Source organism: [Enterobacter] lignolyticus SCF1, assembly GCF_000164865.1.
GTDB classification, from domain to species: domain Bacteria; phylum Pseudomonadota; class Gammaproteobacteria; order Enterobacterales; family Enterobacteriaceae; genus Enterobacter_B; species Enterobacter_B lignolyticus.
Map to the genome: position 1 here is coordinate 3,637,120 of NC_014618.1, position 22,881 is coordinate 3,660,000.

Annotated in this window: 20 protein-coding genes; 7 read left to right on the forward strand and 13 right to left on the reverse strand. The window is 59.7% G+C overall.

The annotated features are described in order from the left end of the window. The first annotated feature begins 62 nt into the window (after positions 1-62). Both acpH and ENTCL_RS17005 read left to right on the forward strand, forming a co-directional pair. Entirely contained in the window at positions 63-644 is a 582-nt protein-coding gene (gene acpH / locus ENTCL_RS17000; RefSeq protein ID WP_013367381.1) for an ACP phosphodiesterase, read from the forward strand. 127 nt (positions 645-771) lie between these two features. Next, complete coding sequence (locus ENTCL_RS17005; protein ID WP_013367382.1) at positions 772-1,371, forward strand: peroxiredoxin C; 600 nt, start codon at positions 772-774, stop codon at positions 1,369-1,371. Between the two features lie 60 nt (positions 1,372-1,431). Here ENTCL_RS17005 and ENTCL_RS17010 read toward each other — a convergent pair whose 3' ends face one another. The 3 genes from ENTCL_RS17010 to ENTCL_RS17020 are packed head-to-tail and all read right to left on the reverse strand — an operon-like array spanning position 1,432 to position 4,560. Continuing rightward, positions 1,432-3,300: an amidohydrolase gene (locus ENTCL_RS17010; RefSeq protein WP_013367383.1), complete on the reverse strand. Its 1,869-nt coding sequence runs from the start codon at positions 3,298-3,300 to the stop codon at positions 1,432-1,434. A gap of 21 nt (positions 3,301-3,321) precedes the next feature. Beyond that, positions 3,322-3,867, reverse strand: coding sequence for an antibiotic biosynthesis monooxygenase (locus ENTCL_RS17015; RefSeq protein WP_013367384.1), 546 nt, complete (start codon positions 3,865-3,867; stop codon positions 3,322-3,324). Positions 3,868-3,918: 51 nt separating this feature from the next. Continuing rightward, positions 3,919-4,560, reverse strand: a complete 642-nt coding sequence (locus tag ENTCL_RS17020; protein ID WP_013367385.1) for a hydrolase — start codon at positions 4,558-4,560, stop codon at positions 3,919-3,921. Positions 4,561-4,860: 300 nt separating this feature from the next. Between ENTCL_RS17020 and ENTCL_RS17025 the strand changes: the two genes are divergently transcribed. After that, positions 4,861-5,763, forward strand: a complete 903-nt coding sequence (locus ENTCL_RS17025; RefSeq protein ID WP_013367386.1) for a LysR substrate-binding domain-containing protein — start codon at positions 4,861-4,863, stop codon at positions 5,761-5,763. On the opposite strand, the gene malZ is transcribed toward ENTCL_RS17025, so the two are convergent. The 5 genes from malZ to phoB form a co-directional block, all read right to left on the reverse strand. Continuing rightward, a complete protein-coding gene (gene malZ, locus ENTCL_RS17030) occupies positions 5,760-7,577 on the reverse strand; it encodes a maltodextrin glucosidase (protein WP_013367387.1) in 1,818 nt (605 codons plus the stop codon). The two genes, ENTCL_RS17025 and malZ, sit on opposite strands and share 4 nt — an antisense overlap. A 140-nt stretch (positions 7,578-7,717) precedes the next feature. Beyond that, positions 7,718-9,091, reverse strand: a complete 1,374-nt coding sequence (proY, locus tag ENTCL_RS17035) for a proline-specific permease ProY (protein ID WP_013367388.1) — start codon at positions 9,089-9,091, stop codon at positions 7,718-7,720. 78 nt (positions 9,092-9,169) lie between these two features. Continuing rightward, positions 9,170-10,489 (reverse strand): branched-chain amino acid transporter carrier protein BrnQ, encoded by a 1,320-nt coding sequence (gene brnQ / locus ENTCL_RS17040; protein ID WP_013367389.1) that lies wholly within the window; start codon positions 10,487-10,489, stop codon positions 9,170-9,172. A gap of 410 nt (positions 10,490-10,899) precedes the next feature. After that, positions 10,900-12,195 (reverse strand): phosphate regulon sensor histidine kinase PhoR, encoded by a 1,296-nt coding sequence (gene phoR / locus ENTCL_RS17045; protein WP_013367390.1) that lies wholly within the window; start codon positions 12,193-12,195, stop codon positions 10,900-10,902. A 21-nt stretch (positions 12,196-12,216) separates the two neighbouring features. Further along, entirely contained in the window at positions 12,217-12,906 is a 690-nt protein-coding gene (gene phoB / locus ENTCL_RS17050) for a phosphate response regulator transcription factor PhoB (RefSeq protein WP_013367391.1), read from the reverse strand. 194 nt (positions 12,907-13,100) lie between these two features. Here phoB and sbcD point away from each other — a divergent pair, with 194 nt between their 5' ends. Beyond that, the gene (gene sbcD / locus ENTCL_RS17055; RefSeq protein ID WP_013367392.1) at positions 13,101-14,303 is read left to right on the forward strand and encodes an exonuclease subunit SbcD; all 1,203 of its coding nucleotides are present in this window, start codon (positions 13,101-13,103) and stop codon (positions 14,301-14,303) included. Beyond that, entirely contained in the window at positions 14,300-17,440 is a 3,141-nt protein-coding gene (sbcC, locus tag ENTCL_RS17060; RefSeq protein WP_013367393.1) for an exonuclease subunit SbcC, read from the forward strand. The genes sbcD and sbcC overlap by 4 nt, the downstream gene beginning before the upstream one ends. A gap of 33 nt (positions 17,441-17,473) precedes the next feature. On the opposite strand, the gene mak is transcribed toward sbcC, so the two are convergent. Then, complete coding sequence (mak, locus tag ENTCL_RS17065; protein WP_013367394.1) at positions 17,474-18,379, reverse strand: fructokinase; 906 nt, start codon at positions 18,377-18,379, stop codon at positions 17,474-17,476. 93 nt (positions 18,380-18,472) lie between these two features. Between mak and rdgC the strand changes: the two genes are divergently transcribed. Continuing rightward, the gene (rdgC, locus tag ENTCL_RS17070; RefSeq protein WP_013367395.1) at positions 18,473-19,384 is read left to right on the forward strand and encodes a recombination-associated protein RdgC; all 912 of its coding nucleotides are present in this window, start codon (positions 18,473-18,475) and stop codon (positions 19,382-19,384) included. Positions 19,385-19,423: 39 nt separating this feature from the next. On the opposite strand, the gene ppnP is transcribed toward rdgC, so the two are convergent. The 3 genes from ppnP to aroL form a co-directional block, all read right to left on the reverse strand. After that, positions 19,424-19,708, reverse strand: coding sequence for a pyrimidine/purine nucleoside phosphorylase (gene ppnP, locus ENTCL_RS17075; protein WP_013367396.1), 285 nt, complete (start codon positions 19,706-19,708; stop codon positions 19,424-19,426). A gap of 78 nt (positions 19,709-19,786) precedes the next feature. Further along, complete coding sequence (locus tag ENTCL_RS17080) at positions 19,787-20,464, reverse strand: AroM family protein (protein WP_013367397.1); 678 nt, start codon at positions 20,462-20,464, stop codon at positions 19,787-19,789. A gap of 290 nt (positions 20,465-20,754) precedes the next feature. Beyond that, a complete protein-coding gene (gene aroL, locus ENTCL_RS17085; protein WP_013367398.1) occupies positions 20,755-21,309 on the reverse strand; it encodes a shikimate kinase AroL in 555 nt (184 codons plus the stop codon). Between the two features lie 345 nt (positions 21,310-21,654). On the opposite strand from aroL, the gene ENTCL_RS17090 reads away from it, so the two are divergent. Then, positions 21,655-22,374 carry a DUF2076 domain-containing protein gene (locus ENTCL_RS17090; protein WP_013367399.1) on the forward strand — a complete coding sequence of 240 codons (720 nt, stop codon included), beginning with the start codon at positions 21,655-21,657 and terminating at the stop codon, positions 22,372-22,374. Here the strand turns inward: ENTCL_RS17090 and ENTCL_RS17095 are convergent. Continuing rightward, a complete protein-coding gene (locus ENTCL_RS17095; RefSeq protein ID WP_013367400.1) occupies positions 22,371-22,829 on the reverse strand; it encodes a YaiI/YqxD family protein in 459 nt (152 codons plus the stop codon). The two genes, ENTCL_RS17090 and ENTCL_RS17095, sit on opposite strands and share 4 nt — an antisense overlap. Between the last annotated feature and the right edge of the window lie 52 nt (positions 22,830-22,881).

A 22,881-nucleotide genomic window follows, 5' to 3' on the forward strand; every position in this document is an offset into this window, starting at 1 on the left:
GCTTAGTCTAGTGCTCACACCTCTTTGCTGCAACAACTAGCCGACTCCGGATACCGAATCGCATGAATTTTCTTGCACACCTGCACCTCGCCCACCTTGCCGACAGCTCGCTTTCCGGCAATCTGCTGGCGGATTTCGTTCGCGGCAACCCGGGAGACGCCTACCCTGCGGAGGTGGTCGACGGTATTCGCCTGCACCGGCGCATCGACGCGCTTACCGACAATCTGCCGGAAGTCAAAGAGGCGCGGGAGTGGTTTCGCCCGCAGACGCGCCGCGTGGCGCCGATTACGCTTGACGTGATGTGGGACCACTTTCTGTCGCGCCACTGGCAACAGCTGTCGCCGGAAATGCCGCTGCCGGACTTCATCCGCTACGCCCACTCGCAGGTCTCTGTCATCCTGCCGGATGCTCCGCCGCGATTTGTTAACCTCAATAACTATCTGTGGTCCGAACGCTGGCTGGAGCGCTACCAGGAGATGGCGTTTATTCAGCGCGTACTGAACGGTATGGCCAGCCGCCGACCAAAACTCGACGCTCTGCGCGACTCCTGGTACGATCTCGACGCGCACTATGCGGCGCTGGAGCAACGTTTCTGGCAGTTCTACCCGCGGATGATGCGCCAGGCAAAAAACAAACAGCTCTAATGTTAAGAAGATTGATAGGTAAAAACTGACTGAACGATTGTCAGCGCCTCTTTGTCTTAATCCCGAACACTCACTATACTGGCCGCGTTGCGTTCCAAAATAACCTTAGTAATCACAGGAGAATCACATGGTTCTGGTCACTCGTCCGGCTCCGGATTTTACCGCTGCAGCAGTACTGGGTAACGGTGAAATCGTTGAAAACTTCAACTTCAAAAAGCACACCAGCGGCAAAGCTACCGTTCTGTTCTTCTGGCCGATGGATTTCACCTTCGTATGCCCGTCTGAACTGATCGCATTCGACAAGCGTTACGAAGAGTTCCAGAAGCGCGGTGTAGAAGTGGTTGGCGTCTCTTTTGACTCTGAATTTGTCCACAACGCATGGCGTAACACCCCTGTCGAAAAAGGCGGCATCGGTGCAGTGAAATACGCAATGGTTGCTGACATCAAACGCGAAATCCAGCAGGCTTACGGTATCGAGCATCCGGACGGCGTTGCGCTGCGCGGTTCCTTCCTGATCGACAAAGACGGCATCGTGCGTCATCAGGTAGTGAACGATCTGCCGCTGGGTCGTAACATCGACGAAATGCTGCGCATGGTTGACGCGCTGCAGTTCCACGAAGAGCACGGCGAAGTGTGCCCGGCTCAGTGGGAAAAAGGTAAAGAAGGTATGGCCGCTTCTCCGGAAGGCGTGGCGAAATACCTGACCGAAAACGTATCCAGCCTGTAATCGGCACGGTTTACGAAGAAGGCCCGCTGATGCGGGCCTTTTTTTCGTGGCTATCTTCACTCAAAGCGCAAAGCACGAGCAGCCGAGCACGCCCCAGAACGCCCGATCGTCAGAGACCGGAATCCCCGACTGGCGCGCCGTATCGTGCTGGTGTCCGTGTACGCCGCAGCTGCCGATGCACTGATGCAGCGGTACGACGGCGCCCGCTTTTGCCGCCGCAGGCGGTGCCGAACGGTAATGCCCCGGTACCTTCACCACCGGCGACCAGTCGGGCACCACCGGAATCGCGGGCGGCGCCAGCGGCGTGAAATGCCCGGCGGCATACACCACCTTCCCGTCGACAACCGTCAGCACCGACTCAATGCCTTTGATTTCCTCTTCCGCGACGCGGAAATAGTCTTTCGACAGCACCACCAGGTCGGCAAGCTGCTCCGGCGCGATGCGCCCCTTTTTGCCCTGCTCGCTGGAAAACCAGGCGCTGCCCGCTGTCCACAGCTCCAGCGCCACCTCGCGCGGCAGGCGGTTGTTATCGTCATACATCGCCAGTCCGCCGACGGTGCGGCCTGACACCAGCCAGTACAGCGCGGTCCACGGGTTATAGCTCGCCACCCGGGTGGCATCGGTGCCGAGCCCGACCGGCACGTCCAGCTCCAGCATCTTCGCCACCGGCGGCGTGTGCTTCACCGCCTCTTTGCCGTAGCGGTCGACGAAATATTCCCCCTGGAACGCCATCCGATGCTGCACCGCAATCCCGCCGCCCAGCGCCTTTACGCGCTCGATGTTGCGCTCGGTGATGGTTTCCGCGTGGTCAAAGAACCAGTGCAGGCCGTTAAACGGAATGTCGCGGTTGACCTTCTCAAAGACGTCGAGCATCCGGCTGATGGATTCGTTGTAGGTGGCGTGCAGGCGAAACGGCCAGCGGTGCTCGACCAGATGGCGCACCACGCGCTCCAGCTCGTCCTCCATCCCGGCGGGTAAATCCGGGCGCGGCTGCAGGAAATCCTCGAAATCCGCCGCCGAGAAGACCAGCATTTCACCCGCGCCGTTGGCGCGATAGAAATCGGTACCCTGTCCGGGTTTGAGCATGTCGGTCCAGCGCTCGAAGTCCTCCAGCTCCTGCTTCGGCCGCTGGGTGAACAGGTTATAGGCGATGCGCACCGTCATCTGCTGGTTCGCGTGCAGCTGCTCGATAATTTCGTAATCTTCCGGGTAGTTCTGGAAACCGCCGCCGGCGTCGATGGCGCTGGTCAGCCCCAGCCGGTTCAGCTCGCGCATAAACTGGCGCGTGGAGTTGACCTGCATCTCCAGCGGCAGCTTCGGCCCTTTCGCCAGCGTGGAGTAGAGGATCATGGCGTTCGGTTTCGCCACCAGCATACCGGTGGGGTTGCCGTTGCTGTCGCGCACGATCTCCCCGCCCGGCGGGTTCGGCGTCTCTTTGGTGTACCCTACCGCCCTGAGCGCCGCCCGGTTGAGCAGCGCGCGGTCATAGAGATGCAGCACAAACACCGGCGTATCCGGCGCGGCATCGTTTAACTCTTCAATCGTCGGCATTCGCCGCTCGGCAAACTGAAACTCGCTCCAGCCGCCGACCACCCGCACCCACTGCGGCGACGGCGTGCGATCGGCCTGCTCTTTGAGCATCCGCAGCGCATCCGCCAGTGACGGCACGCCTTCCCAGCGCAGCTCCAGGTTGTAGTTCAGCCCGCCACGGATCAGATGCAGGTGCGAGTCGTTGAGGCCGGGGATCACGGTATGCCCCTTGAGGTCAACGATCTGCGTTCCCTCAGCGGCATAGCTCATAATTCGATCGTGGCTGCCAACCGCGAGGATCTTACCGCTGGCGATAGCGACGGCCTCCGCCAGCGGGTTTTGGCTATCCAGGGTATGGATATCGCCGTGAGTCAGGATCAGTGTGGCTTTCTGAGACATAACTATCTCCTTAAGATGGGGTCAGGCTTTCTTCAGCCACCCGGCAAACAGGCGGGTTACGATGGGCATCCACAGCCAGACGACCAGCGCCACCACGCAGGCATCGTTAATCAGGTGCAGCAGCAAAGAGCCCTTCAGGGCGGGCAGCGCCATGCCGGTCAACCAGGGCACCAGATTGGTACTGGGGAAAATCACCAGCAGCGTGATAAGAAACTGCTTCCAGCGCAGCGGCTGGCGCACGTGCGGCGCGGGGGGCGTAAACCAGAACGCGGCTTCGGTTCTTATCTCGGTATGGTCGCCTTCGCCCAGCAGCGGCGTAATCTCATCGACCAGCTGCCGACGGGTTTCCGACTGGGTCCAGCCATACAGATGCTCGAGGGTGTCAAAACGGATGATGATATTCCACATCCCCTGCCCGTCGGCGGGGCGGATGACGTTAGCCCCGAGGTGGCCGGGGTACTGCGCGGCAATCGGCATAATCTTGCCAAGCCATGCCTCATATGTACCGGCGTCCTGCGGCTTCAGCGCGTGGGTTATCACCAGCGTGACATGTTTTTGTTGCGTCATGGCGGGGATTCCTTGCAGTGCAATCGGGCGGGCGCAAGCCCGCCGCCGGGGTTACGCCTTACGTTCTGGTGCGCCATGCACCATCGTGTAGGCGTAGTCGACGCCCATACCGTAAGCGCCGCAGTGCTCGCGCACCAGGTCCATTACCGCGTCATACGTACCTTTGCGCGACCAGTCGCGCTGGTACTCCAGCAGCACCTGCTGCCAGGTCACCGGCACGGCGCCGGCCTGCACCATACGGTCAATGGCGCGCTCGTGGGCGTCAACGGAGGTGCCGCCCGAGGTGTCGGTGACCACATAAACCTCATACCCGGCTTCCAGCGCCATCAGCGCCGGGAAGGTCAGGCACACTTCCGTCCACAGGGCGGAGATAATCAGCTTCTTACGCCCGGTGGCCTTCACCGCCTCGACAAACTTCGCATCTTCCCAGGAGTTCATTGAGGTGCGTTCAATCGGTTTAACATCCGGATGCACCGCCAGCAGCTCCGGCCAGATATATCCGCTGAAGCTTTTGGTTTCCACTGAGGTATAAACCACCGGGACATTAAATATTTTGCCCGCTTTGGCTAACGCTACGGTGTTATTTTTCAACGTCTGTCGGTCAATATTGGTAACGCCAAAAGCCATTTGCGGCTGATGGTCGATAAAAATGAGCGTGGAGTTAGAGGGGTCAATCAGTTCCCGAATAGACATGTTATACCTTCTTAATCAATAAGTTAAAAAGAAATGGTCTAAAGCTGTTGTGAGCAGTTGGATACTGAAGGAGAAAGCCTGATGAGTATAGCTGGAAATTTCTAACGAGTTATTAAAGAAATTTTTCCGTTTTATGGCAGGTATTTTTTGTCATTAGACACGGGCCGATAATATCACCCAACAATTAATTTTTATCTTTATCAAAAAATTACGCCAGCCTGTTCTAAATTATTCACTGGCAGCCCTTTGCCGCTTTAGGTAAAACTAGATGATATTATTTCATACGGTTAAGCTGCCGCCATGCGATTAAATCTCGACGTATTGCTGATCCTTGACGCGCTGGATAAACATGGCTCTTTCGCCACCGCGGCGGAATCGCTGTTCAAAACCCCGGCCGCGCTAAGCTATATGATCCAGAAGCTGGAAAGCGATCTGAATATCACCCTGCTCGACCGGTCCGGACATCGGGCGAAATTTACCGATACCGGCAAAATGATGCTGGAGAAGGGACGGCTGCTGCTCAACGCCGCCCAGGACCTGGAAAGGCAGGCCGTCCAGGTGCAGTCCGGCTGGGAAAAAGAGCTTTCCATCGCGCTGGATGACTCTTTTCCCTTTGAGGCGCTGCTGCCGCTGATTGCCGATTTTCACGCTCTGAACAAGCAAACGCGGCTGAGCTTTACCCACCATACCCTGGCCGGGTCGTGGGAAGAGTTGACCCACCACGGCGCGGACATGATTCTCGGGGCGATCAACGAGCCGCCGACCTCCGGCGCCTGGTCCTACAAAATGCTGGGCACGCTGGATAACGTGTTTGTCGTCGCCCCCGTCCATCCGCTGGCCTCCAGTACACAGCCGCTGTGCAACGATCGGCTCAGCGAGCATCGGGCGGTGGTTATCAGCGACAGCGCCCGCCGCTGTCATCCGATCAACAGCAATCTGATGGACGAACAGCCGCAGATCCGCGTCGATGATTTTCACAGTAAAGTCACGCTGCTGCGCGCGGGCCTCGGCTGCGGCTTTTTACCGCGCCACATCGCCCGTCCGTGGCTGGAAAACGGCGAGCTGGTGGAAAAAGCGGTGCTGTCGTTTCGGGAAAAAGACGTGGCCTATATGGCCTGGCGCAACCACCGCGACGGGCTGGCGCAGCGCTGGTGGCGCGAAAAGCTGCTCACCAGCACACTCCTCGACCAGCTGTACCGCTAGCGCCCCAGCCAGACGCTGGCCGAGACGGCGGGCAGCGTCAGCACATCCTCGTGCAGAGCGCCGCTGCCCTCTTTACATAACCACGCCTTCACCGCCAGCAGCGGAGAAGCATCAAGCACGACCTCGCAGGCGTCGCCGCGGTTAATGGCGACCAGCGCCCGCTCCTGCCGCCAGACGCGGATAAAAACCACCACGTTATCTTCGGCATACAGCACCTGACAGCCGCCATAGCGCAGCGCCGGATAGCGATGGCGCAGCGCCGCCAGCCGCTGATACAGCGCCAGCAGCGCGGCGTCCTGTTTTTCGGGATCCCACGGAAACGGTTTCCGGCAAAACGGATCGTTATTGCCGTCGAGGCCGACCTCATCGCCGTAATAGATGCAGGGTACGCCGGGCCAGGTAAACAGCCAGACCACCGCCAGCGGCAGGCGGGCGACGTCTTTGCCCAGCAGCGATTTAAAGCGCGCGGTGTCGTGGCTGTCGAGCTGGTTGAACATGCGCAGCTGCTGCTGATGCGACAGCCCGGCGCGATAGTTATCCATCCACGCCATGCAGGTTTGCGCATCAATAAGCTGCGGATCGTAAGAGATGTCGGTATTGGCCAGAAAGCCCCACAGCGGGAAGGTAAAACCGCGGTAGTTCATGGCGGCGTCTTCTGCATCCGCCTGCAGCCACTGGCGCGCATCGCCGAAGTGCTCGCCGACCACGTAGGCTTCCGGCTGCGTCTCTTTCGCCGCCCGGGTGATGCCCGCGACGTGCTGCAGGTTGTTGCGCGCACCGCCCGCTTCGCCCAGCATATGCACCACGTCCAGCCGCCAGCCGTCCATGCTCCAGGGCGCCTTCAGCCAGTAGCGCACGATGCTGTCTTCCCCCCGGTATATCTCGTTGAGCAAGGATTCAGACCGATAGTCGAGCTTCGGCAGACTGGCGTACCCCAGCCAGTCGAGCGCCTGCCCCTCTGCGGAAAAAGAGTACCAGTCGCGCCATGACGACTCCGGGTTGTGGCAGGCGCCGTCCGCACCCTGCTGATGGCGGTCAAACCAGGGATGGGTATCCCCGCTGTGGTTAAAAACGCCGTCGAGGATCAGCCGCATCCCTTCCCGAAACGTGCTTTGCCGCAGGCGCAGCAGCGCCCGATCGCCGCCAAACTGCGGGTCGACGTGGCGGTAGTCCGCGGTATCGTACTTATGCACGCTCGGCGCGGTAAATACCGGGTTGAGATACAGCGCAGTGACGCCCAGCTTTTTCAGGTACGGCAGCTTTTCGCCGATCCCGTCCAGATCGCCGCCGTAAAAGATCGAGCCTCCGGCCCTGGCGGTCAGCGGCTCGTCCCAGTTTCGCAGCACAATATCGTGCCCGGCAGCGTGGTGATAGTAGACGTTGTCCTGCTCTGCCTCCCGCGGCAGGCTGCGGGCGAAGCGGTCGGGAAAAATCTGGTAGAACACCTGATCGGCGACCCACTGCGGACCGCTATCGGGCGCGTCAATGGCAAACTGCTCCAGCCGCGCTGGCGCAAACGCGCTGAACCCCTGCGGCGTGAACCAGCGCTGGCGGTTGTCCCACAGCAGCTTAAAGCAGTAACGACGCCGCGGCTGCCCCTGATCGAGGGCGATCTCCGCCCGCCAGGCCGTGACGCCCGGCTCAGGCTGCCGCTTGAGCCTGCGCATCGGCAGCGAGATCTCTTCGTTGTCCTGCTCCGCACGCAGCGTGACCCGCTGCGGCAGGCTGTCTCCCGTCAGCCAGAGGGTTATCGACAGTCTGTCCGACTGCTGCTTGACGAACGGTGCGACAGGAAGATGCCAGGCCTTCAACATTATCATTACCCCTTGTTCAGAATGCCCTCACCTTGCCACAGCCGACAACAGGACGACTCATCATTATGGCGTTAATTGGGGGAGGATAATGGGGGATGAGAGATACCCTCCCCTGTATCGGGGAGGGTCGAAGACAGGACTCAGTTCGCTTCCGCCAGCTGGCGATCGTAGCGGCGCTTAAAGCCCCAGCCGATAAGCAGCAGCACAATCCACGCCAGTCCGACGTACAGCGAGATGCGGGTATCCGGATGGTAGCCAATCAGCGCGATGATGAAGACCAGGAACACCAGGCCGACCACCGTCGTCGCCACCCCGCCCGGCACTTTGAAGCTCAGCTTGCTGACCTCCTCCGGCGACAGGCGACGGCGGAAGGCTATCTGCGACAGCAGGATCATTATCCACACCCACACGGTGGCGAAAGTCGCCAGTGACGCAATCACCAGGAAGACGTTTTCCGGCATGATGTAGTTTAGATAGACGGCAAACAGCAGCGCGATGGTCATCACCATCACCGTCACCCACGGAATGCCGCGGCGCGAGGTTTTGGCGAACACCTTCGGCGCGCTGCCCTGCTCCGCCATGCCGTGCAGCATGCGGCCCACGCCGAACACGTCGGAGTTAATCGCCGACAGCGAGGCGGTCAGCACCACAAAGTTGAGGATGCTGGCGGCAAAAGTAATGCCCATATGCTGGAAGGTTAATACGAACGGGCTGCCGTCGGTGCCGACCTGATTCCACGGGTAGATGGACATGATGACGAACAGCGTCCCGACATAGAACACCAGAATACGCATCGGCACGGAGTTAATCGCACGCGGGATGGATTTCTCCGGATCTTTGGCCTCACCGGCGGTGATGCCGATAATTTCGATACCGCCGTAGGCAAACATCACCATCTGCAGCGACATCACCATGCCAAGCCAGCCGTTGCTGAAGAAGCCGCCGTTGCTCCACAGGTTATGGATCCCCGTCGGCTGGCCGCCGTTGCCGATACCCCAGACGATTATCCCGATACCGGCGACGATCATGATGATGATGGTCGCGACCTTGAAGAACGAGAACCAGAACTCCAGCTCGCCGAACACCTTTACGCTCATCAGGTTGATGGCGCAGATAATCAGCACCACGCTCAGCACCCAAATCCAGTGCGGCACCGCCGGGAACCAGACGCCCATGTAGATCCCGAAAGCGGTGACGTCGGCAATGGCGACAATCAGAATTTCAAAGCAGTAGGTCCAGCCGGTGATATAGCCAGCCAACGGGCCCAGGTTTTCCTGCGCATAGCGCGAGAACGAGCTGGCAGACGGGTTATGAACGGACATCTCGCCGAGCGCCCGCATAATGATATAGGCCGCAACGCCGCCGATAATATAGGCCAGCAGCACGCTGGGACCGGCCATTTTAATGGCGTCTGCCGAGCCATAAAAAAGACCGGTGCCGATAGCCGACCCGAGCGCCATAAAGCGAATGTGGCGGGTGCTTAGCCCGCGCTTTAGCTTGTTATTCGTTTCCATTAATTCCAATGCCTGACACAAAAAAACAAAACCACGGGGCATTTCGCCCCGTGGTTAATTTCCACTCTTCGCGCTGACTTAGTGCGCGCTGGAGGTAACCGGACGTCCCGCTGCGCGATCCCAGGCGATAGCCAGTACCGCCATTACGATAGTCGGCATCAGCCACGCCAGCCCCTGCTCCGCCAGCGGCAAATGCTGGGTCCATGACGGCAGGATGTCGGCAAACGCGGAGGCCTTAATACCGTCCAGCAAGCCAAACACCAGGCTGATAAACATCGCCGGGGCGATCACGCGGGTGGAATTATGCCACCAACCGCGGGTAAAACTTAATACTACCAGTGCGATACAGGGAGGATAAATCGCCGTCAGCACCGGAATGGAAATCTGAATCAGGTGGCTCAGCCCCAGGTTGGACACCACCATGGAGAACAGACCGAGGATAAAAACCAGCGAACGGTAAGAGAGCGGCAGGTACTGAGCAAAAAACTCCGCACAGGCCGTCGTCAGGCCCACCGCCGTCACCAGACAGGCGATGAAGATGAGCGCCGCCAGCAGGAAGCTGCCCGCGCCGCCGAAGGTATGCTGCACATAAGCATGCAGAATCGCCGCGCCGTTGGCGTTCTGCTCAACCAGCGTCGCGCTGTCGGAGCCGAGGCGGAACAGCGCCAGATACAGCAGCGTCAGGCCGATACCGGCGATCAGCCCGGCCCACACGGTATAGCGGGTCAGCAAACGCGCCTCGGTCACGCCGCGAGAGCGCGCCGCATTGACGATAACGATGCCGAACACCATCGCCCCCAGGGTGTCCATGGTCAGGTAGCCATTAACAAAACCGTTGGAGAACGCCGAGGTCTGGTACGCCTCCAGCGCATGGCTGATAGGGCCAACCGGCCAGATAATCGCCGCAACGGCAAGCACAATCAGCGCGAGAATTTTCAGCGGTGCCAGGAAGTTGCCCACGGTATCCAGCAGTTTGCCCGGGTAGAGCGACACGAGGATAACCAGCGCAAAATAGATAATGCTGTAGATAAGCAGCGGCATCGCGCCATCGCCGGTCAGCGGCGCAATACCCACTTCAAAGGAGACGGTCGCGGTACGCGGCGTGGCGAAAAAAGGCCCCACCGTCAGATAGCACACCACGGCCAGCAGCAGGCCCGCCACCTTACCGATTGGCGTGCTCAGGGTATCAACGCCGCCGCCGACCTTCGCCAGCGCGATAACGGTCAATACAGGCAAACCCACCGCGGTAATCAGAAACCCAAGCGCCGCCGTCCAGACGTGCTCGCCCGCCTGCAGACCAACCATGGGAGGAAAAATGATGTTGCCTGCGCCAACGAACAACGCAAAGGTCATGAAACCCAAAGCGATGATGTCGCGTGATCTTAACTGATGAGTCATAAACGCTTTACTGCCTGTGGATGTGGTGTTGAAAAAGAAACATTTCTCGCTGCTCCCAACGGGATAGTGCAGCGGCAATTGCGCACAATTTCAGCGAGATATTCTCCCTGAATAGCGTGGAGAAGAATTGTTATTTGATAATCCACGCGTATGCAGTCTGTCTGTTGCTGCATGGGGCGCAATTTAAACGCTTATAACGTTTTAAAGCAAGAAGGGATCGCAAAACCAGATGATTATCTCAATCACTCGTCGTAATCCAGATTTATTAACCAGATATCAGAAAAACCCATGGCTAATAATGCGAACAAAAAATAAACAGACGTTTGATAATTGTTCACCGTCTGGTTAACCGCAAAGAAAAAAAACCAGCCGAAGCTGGTTTGTGGAAATACAGATTGACAGTTGCTCCGTCAGGCGCTTTTTCTGGCAATTAAACGTTCCGGCAGGAGGAAGCTGAAACGGGTGCGAACCCCCGGCTGGCTTTCAATATCCAGCCGGCTGTCGTGATGGTTCACCGCATGCTTAACGATAGCCAGCCCCAGCCCGCTGCCCCCGGTCTGGCGGGAGCGCGCTTTGTCGACGCGATAAAAACGCTCCGTCAGGCGCGGGATATGCTCGGGCGCGATCCCGGGTCCGTTATCTTCGACGCTGAACAGCGCGCCGTGCGGCGTACGCTGCCAGCAGACGCGAATTTCGGTGCCTTCCGGGGTGTGGTTAACCGCGTTGTACACCAGGTTAGACATCGCGCTGCGCAGCTGCTCTTCGTTGCCCAGCACCTGCAGCGAATCATCGATTTCAAACGTCAGCACGTGCTTTTTATGGCTCAGCGTCTGGGCTTCCCGCTCGACGACGCGCAGCATCATCGGCACGTCGATTTTATCGTTCAGCGCCATGAGCGGCGCGGCTTCGATTTTTGACAGCGTCAGCAGCTGGCGGACCAGGCCTTCCATACGCTGGGTCTGCTCGCGCATGGTATGCAGCGCTTTTTCGCGCGGCGCGCCCTCAAGGATTTGCTCCTGCATCATCTCCAGGTAGCCCTGCAGCACCGTCAGCGGCGTGCGCAGCTCGTGGCTGACGTTAGCAAAGAAGTTGCGTCGCGCCCCTTCCAGCTGGTGCATCTGCGTGACGTCGCGCGCCACCATCAGCAGCTGTTTTTCGCTGTAGGGCATCACGCGAATCTCCAGATGCCGCCCGCTGTTAAGCACCAGATTCATCGGTTTGGTGAAATCGCGCGCCTTCAGGTAGCGGGAAAATTCGGGATAGCGCAGCAGGTTCAGGATGTTCTGACCATTATCGTCCGGCCAGCGCAGGTGCAGCATCTGCTGCGCCAGACCGTTACACCAGAAAATCGCCCCCTCTTCGGTGGTCAGCACCACGGCGTCAGGCAAGGACTCCGCCCCGCTGCGAAAGCGTTTAATCAGGCTGCCCAGCTCGCGACGGCGCTTTTTGTTACGCATCTGCATCTGGTGCAGGCCGTACAGCAACGGCTCCCAGCTGCCGCGTCCGGGAGGCGGCGTCATGCTGCGATCGACCCATAACCACCAGGAGAGCCGCAGCAAATTCCAGAAATGCCAGATCAGAAGCCCGGTGACCGCCGCCAGCAAAAACCACGGCAGGTGACCAATGAGGCCCCCCAGAATGAGGGCCGGGATACAACAGAGGATCAGCTCAAATACCAGCCTTTTCCATGACAGCCGTTCCAGCACGGGTAACACTCCAGTCAGTTGTCAGAAACGGGCAGAGAACCGATAACCCGTGCCGCGAACGGTTTGTACCATTCGGTCATGACCACTATGTTCCAGCGCTTTACGCAGGCGGCGAATATGCACATCCACCGTCCGGTCTTCAACATATACGTTCGTGCCCCAGACGTGGTTCAGCAGCTGTTCGCGGCTGTAGACACGCTCCGGGTGGGTCATAAAGAAGTGCAGTAGCTTAAACTCCGTAGGCCCCATGTCCAGCGGATTCTCGCCGGTCATCACGCGATGCGAGGAGGGGTCAAGGCTAAGACCCTGCATTTCAATCACTTCTTCTACCGCCATCGGCGATATGCGTCTCATGACCGCCTTAATTCGGGCCACCAGCTCTTTCGGGGAAAAAGGCTTGGTGATGTAATCATCAGCGCCGGTTTCCAGCCCGCGTACGCGGTCTTCCTCTTCGCCGCGGGCGGTCAGCATCACCACCGGAATATCGCGGGTCATGGCTTCGCGCTTCAGATGCTTAATGAACTGAATCCCCGATCCGCCCGGCAGCATCCAGTCGAGTAAAATCAGATCAGGCCAGGGTTCATTGAGTTGCGTTACAGCGCTGTCATAATCTTCCGCTTCAACAGGCTGAAAGCCATTTTGCTCCAGAACGAAGCACACCATCTCGCGAATCGGCGCTTCATCTTCAACGACCAGAATACGTCTCGCCATTATTTACCCTGTGTTTTTAGTAACAAGCCTAAAGTGCGGCGCCATTATGCGTCAGATTTATGACAGATTTATGAATAAGATGACCGTCTTATGATAGTGGATTTTTGAATTATGACACGGGGTTAATGCGGCCATCGCCCTGGGATCGCTATGCGTTTATAATCCCTGTCACGCTTTTTTGCCACAGGACACTTATGCGCATCCTACACACCTCCGACTGGCACCTGGGCCAGAACTTTTACAGTAAAAGCCGGGCCGCCGAACACCAGGCGTTTCTCGACTGGCTGCTCGACACGGCGGACGCTCAGCAGGTGGATGCCATTATCGTGGCGGGCGATATTTTTGATACCGGCGCGCCGCCGAGCTACGCCCGCGAGCTGTATAACGGTTTTGTGGTCAAACTGCAGCAAAGCGGCTGCCGTCTGGTGGTGCTGGCGGGCAACCATGATTCGGTGGCGACGCTGAATGAATCCCGCGAGATCCTCGCCTTTTTGAACACCACCGTGGTTGCGGGCAGCGGCACCCCGCCCTGCGTGCTCAACCGCCGTGACGGCACCCCCGGCGCCATTCTGTGCCCGGTGCCGTTCCTGCGCCCGCGCGATGTGGTGGTAAGCCAGGCCGGATTGTCGGGCGGTGAAAAACAGCAGCATCTGCTGCAGGCCATTACCGACTACTACCAGCAGCAGTACGCGCAGGCGTGCGAGCTACGCGGCGACCGGCCGCTGCCGATCGTGGCCAGCGGCCACCTGACCACCGTCGGCGCTAGTAAAAGCGACGCCGTACGCGACATCTATATCGGCACCCTCGACGCCTTTCCGGCGCAGAACTTCCCGCCGCTGGACTATATCGCTCTCGGCCATATCCACCGGGCGCAGAAGATCGGCGGCAGCGAGCATATTCGCTACTGCGGTTCGCCAATCCCCCTCAGCTTCGACGAAACCGGGAAGCCCAAAAGCGTCAATCTGGTGACCTTCGCCGACGGCAAGCTTGCGGACGTGACGCCGCTCGAGGTGCCCGTCACTCAGCCGCTGGCGGTGCTGAAGGGCGATTTCGCCAGCATCAGCGCGCAGCTCGCACAGTGGCGCGACGCCCCGGCGACACCGGCAACGTGGCTGGATATCGAAATCACCAGCGAAGAGTATCTGCACGATATTCAGCGTAAAATCCAGACGCTAACCGACGACCTTCCCGTTGAGGTGCTACTGGTGCGCCGCAGCCGTGAGCAGCGCGAGCGCACGATGATGAACGCGCAGCGGGAAACGCTGAGCGAGCTGCGCGTAAGCGATGTCTTCCAGCGCCGGCTGGATCTGGAGTCGCTCGACGCGCCGCAGCAGGACCGGCTGCACCAGCTGTTTAACGAAACAGTGCAAACGCTTCGTGGGGAGGAAACGGCATGAAGATCCTGAGCCTGCGCCTGAAGAACCTCAACTCCCTGAAGGGCGAGTGGAAAATTGACTTTACCGCCGAACCGTTCGCCAGCAACGGTTTGTTCGCCATTACCGGGCCGACGGGCGCGGGGAAAACCACCCTGCTCGACGCCATTTGCCTGGCCCTGTATCACGAGACGCCGCGGCTTAACACGGTGTCGCAATCGCAAAACGACCTGATGACCCGTGATACCGCCGAATGCCTGGCGGAAGTAGAGTTTGAGGTCAAAGGCATCGCATACCGCGCCTTCTGGAGCCAGAACCGGGCGCGCAACCAGCCGGACGGCAACCTGCAGGCGCCGCGCGTTGAGCTGGCGACCTGCGCGGACGGCAAAATTCTGGCCGACAAGGTGAAGGACAAGCTGGAGCTGACCGCCTCGCTCACCGGGCTGGACTACGGGCGCTTTACCCGCTCGATGCTGCTTTCCCAGGGGCAGTTCGCCGCCTTCCTCAACGCCAAACCCAAAGAGCGGGCCGAGCTGCTCGAAGAGCTGACCGGCACCGAGATTTACGGGCAGATCTCGGCGCAGGTGTTTGAAAAGCATAAAACCGCAAAAACCGAGCTGGAAAAGCTGCAGGCGCAGGCCTCGGGGATGGTGCTGCTGAACGATGAGCAGCAGCAGGCGCTGCAGCAACGTTTGCAGGCGCTTACTGACGAAGAGAAACGGCTGCAGGACGTACAGACCCGCACCCAAAGCTGGGCGCAGTGGCTGACGAGGGAAAACGAAATTTGCCGCGAGCAGCAGCGCGCGCAGGCCGCGCTGCAGAGCGCCGGACAGGCGCTGAACGACGCCGAACCGCAGCTGGCGAAGCTGGCGCTGGCGCATCCTGCCGATACGCTGCGCCCGCTGTGGATGCGGCTGCAGGACCGGCAGGCCGCGCTGCAGCATATCCGCCAGCAAACGACTGAAGTAAATACTCGCTTACAGAGCCAGACCGGGCTGCGAAACCGCATCCGCCACAGCGCCGCCCGGCAGCACACGCAGCTGCTGGCGCAGCAGAAAACCCTCGGCGACTGGCTCGCCGCCCACGACGGCTATCGTCACTGGCAGCGGGAGCTTGCCGGATGGCGGGCCACGTTTGAACAGCTGGCGCGGGACGCCGTGCAGCTGCAGATGCTGTCCCAGCGCGAGGCCGGGCTCAGGGGCGAACTCAGCGCGCTGCCGGAAACCGCGCTGACCCTGGAGGCGGCGGCGACGGCAGCGGCGCTGGAGCAGCACGCCGTCCTGCGCCCATACCGCCAGCAGCTCAACGCGCTGTACGGACGCTTTGCGCCGCTGCAAAAGCGCCGTCAGCAGCTGCAACAGTCGCTGCAGCAGCGCCAGCAGGAGCAAGAACAGCACGATGCCGAACTCGCCCGCCGCCGCCAGCAGTATAAGGAGAAGCTCCAGCAGTTCACCGACGTCAAAACGCTGTGCGAGCAGGAGCGCACCATCGTGGCGCTGCAGGAAGAGCGCGCCCGCCTGCAGGCGGGTTCCCCGTGCCCGCTGTGCGGCTCAACCGAGCATCCGGCCATTGAGCGCTACCAGGCGCTGACGCCGGGCGTGAATGAAGCCCGCCGGGACGCGCTGGATAAAGAGGTCAAGGAGCTTGCCGAGTCCGGCGCCGCGCTGCGCGGCCAGCTGGAGGCGCTCAATAAGCAGCAGCAGGCCGACAACGGCGAGATACAGACGCTGACGGAGCAGGAGCAAGCGCTCACCTTACAGTGGCAATCCACCGTCGCCGCGCTGGGGATCGCCCTGACGCCGCAGGAGGATGTCGCCGCCTGGCTGGAAACACAGCAGGAGTACGAGCAGCAGCTTTTCCGTCACAGCCAGCGGCTCGCCCTGCAGCGCCAGATGGACGCCCTGAATGCCCAGGCGGCGGAAATCCGCCAGCAGCAGGCGCAGCGCCAGCAGGCGCTGGCGGCCACGCTTGCCGCGCTGGCGCTGACGTCGCCGGAGGCGGGCGAAGAGCGTCGCTGGCTGGACGCGCGCGAGGCGGAAAGCGCGCAGTGGCAGACCCACAGCGACGAACAGCAGCGCAACCAGCGCCAGCTTGAGCTGCTGCAGCCGCTGCTCGACACGCTGCCGGAAAGCGCAGACCCCGAAGCGCCCGAGGAGACGCCGCTGGAGGGATGGCAGCAGGTGCATCATGACTGCGTCTCGCTCCACGGCCAGTGGCAAACGCTGCAGCAGCAGGAAACCGACGCCAGCGAGCGCCTGCAGCAGGCGCAGCAGGCCTTTGAGCAGGCGCTGGCGGCAAGCCAGTTCGCCAACCAGCAGGCGTTCCTCGACGCGCTGCTCGACGAAGCGACCCGCAGCCGTCTGGAGCAGCTCCGACAAACGCTGGAAAACCAGCTGCACCAGCAGCAGGCGCTGGTCGCCCAGGCGCAGGCGACGCGGGAGCAGCATCAGCAGCTGAAGCCCGACGGTCTCCCGGAGACCGAGAGCCTCGAGACGCTGCAGGCTCAGCTGCAGCAGCTGGCCCAGCAGATGCGCGAGAACAGCACGCAGCAGGGCGGTATTCGCCAGCAGCTGACGCAGGATGCCGCCAGCCGCCAGCAGCAGCAAGCGCTGATGCAGGAGATAGACGCAGCCGCAAGAACGCTGGAGGACTGGGGCTGGCTCAACGCGCTGATCGGCTCCAGAGAGGGTGATAAATTCCGTAAATTCGCCCAGGGGCTGACTCTCGATAACCTGGTGTGGCTGGCGAATGAGCAGCTCAGCCGCCTGCACGGCCGCTACCTGCTGCAGCGCAAGGCCAGCGAAGCGCTGGAGCTGGAGGTCGTCGATACCTGGCAGGCCGACGCGGTTCGCGATACCCGCACCCTGTCCGGCGGCGAAAGCTTCCTCGTCAGCCTCGCGCTGGCGCTGGCGCTGTCGGATCTGGTCAGCCACAAAACGCGGATCGACTCGCTGTTCCTCGACGAAGGCTTTGGCACGCTGGACAGCGAAACGCTGGATACCGCGCTGGATGCGCTGGATGCCCTCAACGCCAGCGGTAAGGTCATCGGCGTTATCAGCCACGTTGAAGCGATGAAAGAGCGGATTCCGGTGCAAATCAGGGTGAAGAAAATCAACGGGCTGGGATATAGCAGGCTGGATAAGCGCTTTGCGATGGAGTGATGCGTCCCTCACCCAGGCGGGTGAGGGAAAATACTACAGCGGCCACAGCCACGCCGCGCCGCGCACGCCGCTGGAGTCGCCGTGGGCGGCCCTGCGGATCGGCGTTTCGCATTCGCCGCCGAACACAAACCGCTTCACCAGCTCCGGCACGGTCTGGTACAGGCGATCGACATTGCTCATGCCGCCGCCCAGCACAATCACGTCCGGATCGAGAATATTCACCACATGGGCCAGCGATTTCGCTAACCGCAGCTCGTAGCGGCTGAGCGCCTGTTCCGCCAGCGCATCGTGCTGCCCGACCAGGCGCATAATGTCGCTGCCCTTCAGCGCCTGGCCGCTCAGCCGCCGGTAATCGGTGGCGAAACCGGTGCCGGAGATGAAGGTCTCGATGCAGCCCTGCTTGCCGCAGTAGCACGGCACCTCGGCGCGATAGCGCAGCTCGTCGTCATCCATCCACGGCAGCGGGTTATGCCCCCACTCGCCCGCCGTGCCGTTGCCGCCAATGTGCGCGCGCCCGTTGATGGCGACGCCCGCCCCGCAGCCAGTGCCGACGATCACCGCAAACACCGTCCGGGCGCCTTTTGCCGCGCCGTCCACCGCTTCCGAGACCGCCAGGCAGTTGGCGTCGTTCGCCAGCCGCACTTCGCGGTTTAAGCGCCGGCTCAGGTCTTTGTCAAAAGGCCGGCCGTTGAGCCAGGTGGAGTTGGCGTTCTTCACCACGCCGGTATAGGGCGAGATAGACCCGGGGATCCCCATCCCGACGCTGCCGGACTGGCCGGTCTCTTTTTCCGCCATCGCCACCAGCGCGGCGATGGTTTCAATCGTCTGCTGATAATCGTCGCGCGGCGTCGGCAGCCGGTGGCGGAACAGCTGCTCTCCTTTATCGCTCAGCGCAATGACTTCCGTCTTCGTTCCACCCAGATCAATACCTATTCGCACAGAAGCATCCTCAGTTCCTGATTAACAATGCAAGCATAGCGACAATTCGCTATCATGCCCGCTGGATTTAACGACAAAGCCGTGGAAATTATCATGCTGTGGTTCAAAAATTTAATGGTTTACCGTCTCAGCCGCGACATTACCCTGCGCGCTGACGAGATGGAAAAACAGCTAGCCGAGCTGGCGTTTACCCCATGCGGAAGTCAGGATATGTCGAGAACCGGCTGGGTTTCGCCGATGGGTTCGCACAGCGACGCCCTGACGCACACGGCAAACGGTCAAATCCTCATTTGCGCGCGCAAGGAGGAGAAAATCCTGCCGTCGCCGGTGGTGAAGCAGGCGCTGGAGGCCAAAATCCAGAAGCTGGAAGCCGACCAGGGCCGTAAGCTCAAGAAAACTGAAAAAGACTCGCTGAAAGACGAAGTGCTGCACTCCCTGCTGCCGCGGGCCTTCAGCCGCTTCAGCCAGACGCTGCTGTGGATAGACACCGTCAACGGCCTGATCATGGTCGACTGCGCCAGCGCGAAAAAAGCGGAAGATACGCTGGCCCTGCTGCGTAAAACGCTCGGCTCCCTGCCGGTTGTCCCGCTGGCGCTGGAAAACCCGATTGAGCTGACCCTGACGGAATGGGTGCGTTCAGGCGCCGTGGCGCAAAGCTTCCAGCTTCTCGACGAAGCGGAGCTGAAGGCGATCCTCGAAGACGGCGGCGTGATCCGCGCCAAAAAGCAGGATCTGGTCAGCGATGAAATCGCGGTGCACATTGAGGCCGGAAAAGTGGTCACCAAACTGGCGCTCGACTGGCAGCAGCGGATCCAGTTCGTCATGTGCGACGACGCGTCCATCAAACGTCTGAAGTTCTGCGATGAGCTGCGCGATCAAAACGACGATATCGATCGCGAAGATTTCGCACAGCGCTTTGACGCTGACTTCATCCTGATGACCGGTGAACTGGCGGCGCTTATCGCCAGCCTGGTGGAAGGACTGGGCGGAGAAGCCCAGCGCTAGGACGTTTTCGCCTTCCTGCCGGTGCAGGAAGGCGGCCTGTTACAGGTAACGGCAAAGATATGAGGTCGGCTCTGCGACCTGCAGATGAAACTCGCTGCTGCCCGGCACGTGGAATACCTGCCCGGCCTCATAGGTTTTCCACTCCGTTTCGCCCGGCAACAGCACGTGCAGCGCGCCGCTGACAACGGTCATTTCTTCAGGCTGCGCGGTACTAAACGCATATTCCCCTTCCGCCATAACGCCAACGCTGGCGCGACCAGTACTGCTGCTGGTAAAACCGATAGACTTCACCTTACCGGAAAAGTATTCATTACTTTGAAGCATAAACTGGCCCTTATTTATTATCGATAAAAAGCCAATATAGGGGGCGCAGGCGCCCCCTGTCACGCAAAAAAAACGGGCTTACACCAGCAATTCCGCCGCCAGTCTCGCAACCAGCACATTCGACAACAGCACCGGTACATCCAGCGCTTTTTGCAGCAGGTCGCGGTGGTGCTGATGAAAGCCGAGACAGTCAAGCATCAGCACATCGGCCCCCTCCTCCAGCAGCTGTTTTCCCGCCGCAATCAGCTCAAGCTCTGTGCCATGCACCGGGTTGGCCAGCGCATAAAGAGGCGGGTTTTGCAGCGCCTGCCACTTTTTACGCTGCATTTTTAGCAGCTCCGGAATGGGCACGATAACGCCGACCTGATGACCGTCGACGATAGAGTTGACCAGCGGCGGGATGATGCGCTGCGGTTCGAGCAAAATGGCGTTGCGCGCCACCAGGCCGCTGACGGGCGCGGAGCTCATCAGCAAAATAACGTCATAGTTTTGATTATCCAGGACTTCAATGACCGACTGGAGGTTGCGTTCGGTTTTAGGACGAGATATTTCCGCCAGCTGATTGTCGTTGAGTAAGGTAATGATAACCTCCTCACCCTCTTCTACGCCGTAGCTCTCCATGACCGTCTCCCTCGACATCTTCCCCAGCAGGTTGATGTGGGTTATTCGCTCTTCCCTGATATGCTCGGTCAGGAGCGGCAACACCTCACGCAGCGGAACCACACCAATCGTAAGAATCGCCAAAGTCGTATTCATGTTATGTACCTTCTTCACTACCACTGCTTCAACACAGGCTCACCGCTTTTGAATCGCCCCCTGATGGCTAAAAAAACAACCGCCTTGTAGCGTAGCAGCTTCGCCGCACATCGGATCGTAAAGATTCCTGAAGTATCCAGAACACTCCTGTAATATCTTAAGCTTAACGACTCATTAACATTTGCTTTGGCTAAAAAGTGTGATGCGCGCCCTGTATTGACCTTTTCCTGCATACGGGCGCGTGATATTTGGTCGCAACCGGCGGACCGGCGCGTTTTGCGGCGTGAGAATTATCGCAATAAGGCGGAGTTTGCCCGTGCGGGCTGCGGGCTTCCGTCGGCAAGTGCGGCAAGGATCTGCGTGACAACCTCGTCCGGTTCGTTGGCAGCATCAACAATGGTATGGGCCGCTTCCCGGTACAGCGCGTCGCGCTGGGCCAGCACTTCACGCACCTCTTCGGCGATGGGTTTGCCGGTTAACGTTGGCCGCTGGCTCTCTTCGGGGAAGGCTTCCAGTCTTCCGGCCAGCACGCTGACGGGAGCTTTCAGGTAGATAACGACGCCATTTTGCCGCATAAACTCGCGGTTAACCGGGGCCAGAATAATGCCGCCCCCGGTGGCGATCACGTGCTGCGCCGCGGTAACGGTCTGCAGCGTCTGCGTTTCCCTGGCGCGAAAACCGGACCATCCTTCGTTGGCCACGATGTCGGCAACGGTCATCTGCGCACGCTGCTGGAGAATTTGATCGGTATCGATGAACTGATACTGGCAGGCCTCAGACAGACGCCGGCCAATGGTGGTTTTTCCGCAGCCGCGGGCGCCAATCAGAAAAATGGGCTGTGTCATCACCTGAAAATCCCCCTGGTACCTGAACGTTGTGCGTGATGTCGATGAATACTCAATAATACTGGCAAACTAGCACACGATTAAGTGTAAATAAAAAGTTACAACAACACATCGTTTGTATCGTTTTTTCTTGTCTTTACTGGATTCGGCAATGTATGAAGGTGTAAAGAAATGGTGTCATTAAGCGTTGCGGCAACACTACATTAAAAGATCACCGTTTGACAACCCTGCTTTGCTGCAAAAGGTAACACATTTATTCGCAGCTTTACGGTTGCACATATTTACAGTACGAATATTTCATTCAGACTGTAACGGTAAGTTATCCGTATGACAGAGGGATGTACCATGCAATCTGAAGAACAACGTCTCATCGATGGCCTGTTTTCTCGTCTTAAACAAGCCGAGGAGCACAGCGCGCCGCGCGATGCTACCGCCGAGAGTGTGATTGCGCAACATGTTCAGTCGCAACCTGCCGCCCCGTACTACATGACGCAAACCATTTTAATTCAGGAAGCCGCGATTAAGCAGCTGAACGAACGGATTCAAGCGCTGGAAAGCGAGGCCTCGCAGCTGAGAGAGACAAAACAGAGCAGCGGCGGGTTCCTGGCCGGTCTGTTCGGCGGCGGACAGTCATCATCCCCGGCACGCGGTTCTGACCCGATTCCAGGCGCGCAGAACTATGCTTCACAAAGCTATGCGTCACAAAATAGCGTATCGCCAAATCAGAATTACGCCCAGGCGCCGAACCAGTATGCGCCAGCGGCCCGCGGCGGCGGCAGCTTTATGTCCGGCGCGCTGCAAACCGCAGCGGGCGTTGCCGGCGGCGTGGTTATCGGCAACATGCTGATGAACATGTTCTCCGGAACGCATCCGCAGGAAATCGTCAACATCATTGAGGAGCCGCCGGCGCCCGCCGCAAGCGACCTGACGCCTGCCGCAGACGCGTCGTTCCTGCCTCAGGACGGCAGCGACTACGCCTCCGAAGTCAACAACGATGACTGGGGCAACAACGACGACTTCGGCAGTAACGACGATTTCGGCAACGACGACGACAGCTGGGTTTAATTCTGCCCGCGCTTAACCGCCAGCAGCCATTTGTCGAGCTCTGCGGCAAACTGCTGGCGATCGCGCGGCGACAGGCTCGCCGGGCCGCCGGTTTGTATACCGCTGGCCCGCAGCGTATCCATAAAGTCCCGCATCGTCAGCCGCTCCCGAATCGTCGCTTCGCTGTAGCGCTCTCCGCGCGGATTCAGCGCTGCGGCGCCTTTCGCCAGCACCTCCGCCGCCAGCGGGATATCCGCGGTGATCACCAGATCGCCCGGCGCACAGAGGCGGACGATTTCGTTATCCGCAACGTCGAAGCCTGACGCCACGCGCAGCGCGCGGACCAAGGGCGACGGCGGAACGCGTACGTGCTGGTTCGCCACCAGGGTCAACGGCGTTTGCGTACGCTCCGCGGCGCGAAATAAAATCTCTTTAATGACGTTCGGACACGCATCCGCATCCACCCAAATAGCCATATTACCTCCTGCGGCCTGATTTACGCCTATTGTCGCCTGCTTTCCCTGGCCA

Bases quoted from the DNA above. Each gene is read 5' to 3' on its own strand.
- ENTCL_RS17010 (WP_013367383.1), bottom strand. From the start codon at position 3,300: ATGTCTCAGAAAGCCACACTGATCCTGACTCACGGCGATATCCATACC.
- ENTCL_RS17090 (WP_013367399.1), top strand. From the start codon at position 21,655: ATGCAATCTGAAGAACAACGTCTCATCGATGGCCTGTTTTCTCGTCTT.
- ENTCL_RS17080 (WP_013367397.1), bottom strand. From the start codon at position 20,464: ATGAATACGACTTTGGCGATTCTTACGATTGGTGTGGTTCCGCTGCGT.
- ENTCL_RS17025 (WP_013367386.1), top strand. From the start codon at position 4,861: ATGCGATTAAATCTCGACGTATTGCTGATCCTTGACGCGCTGGATAAA.
- rdgC (WP_013367395.1), top strand. From the start codon at position 18,473: ATGCTGTGGTTCAAAAATTTAATGGTTTACCGTCTCAGCCGCGACATT.
- proY (WP_013367388.1), bottom strand. From the start codon at position 9,091: ATGGAAACGAATAACAAGCTAAAGCGCGGGCTAAGCACCCGCCACATT.
- ENTCL_RS17015 (WP_013367384.1), bottom strand. From the start codon at position 3,867: ATGACGCAACAAAAACATGTCACGCTGGTGATAACCCACGCGCTGAAG.
- malZ (WP_013367387.1), bottom strand. From the start codon at position 7,577: ATGTTGAAGGCCTGGCATCTTCCTGTCGCACCGTTCGTCAAGCAGCAG.
- sbcC (WP_013367393.1), top strand. From the start codon at position 14,300: ATGAAGATCCTGAGCCTGCGCCTGAAGAACCTCAACTCCCTGAAGGGC.
- aroL (WP_013367398.1), bottom strand. From the start codon at position 21,309: ATGACACAGCCCATTTTTCTGATTGGCGCCCGCGGCTGCGGAAAAACC.
- acpH (WP_013367381.1), top strand. From the start codon at position 63: ATGAATTTTCTTGCACACCTGCACCTCGCCCACCTTGCCGACAGCTCG.
- brnQ (WP_013367389.1), bottom strand. From the start codon at position 10,489: ATGACTCATCAGTTAAGATCACGCGACATCATCGCTTTGGGTTTCATG.
- sbcD (WP_013367392.1), top strand. From the start codon at position 13,101: ATGCGCATCCTACACACCTCCGACTGGCACCTGGGCCAGAACTTTTAC.
- ENTCL_RS17095 (WP_013367400.1), bottom strand. From the start codon at position 22,829: ATGGCTATTTGGGTGGATGCGGATGCGTGTCCGAACGTCATTAAAGAG.
- ENTCL_RS17020 (WP_013367385.1), bottom strand. From the start codon at position 4,560: ATGTCTATTCGGGAACTGATTGACCCCTCTAACTCCACGCTCATTTTT.
- phoB (WP_013367391.1), bottom strand. From the start codon at position 12,906: ATGGCGAGACGTATTCTGGTCGTTGAAGATGAAGCGCCGATTCGCGAG.
- ppnP (WP_013367396.1), bottom strand. From the start codon at position 19,708: ATGCTTCAAAGTAATGAATACTTTTCCGGTAAGGTGAAGTCTATCGGT.
- ENTCL_RS17005 (WP_013367382.1), top strand. From the start codon at position 772: ATGGTTCTGGTCACTCGTCCGGCTCCGGATTTTACCGCTGCAGCAGTA.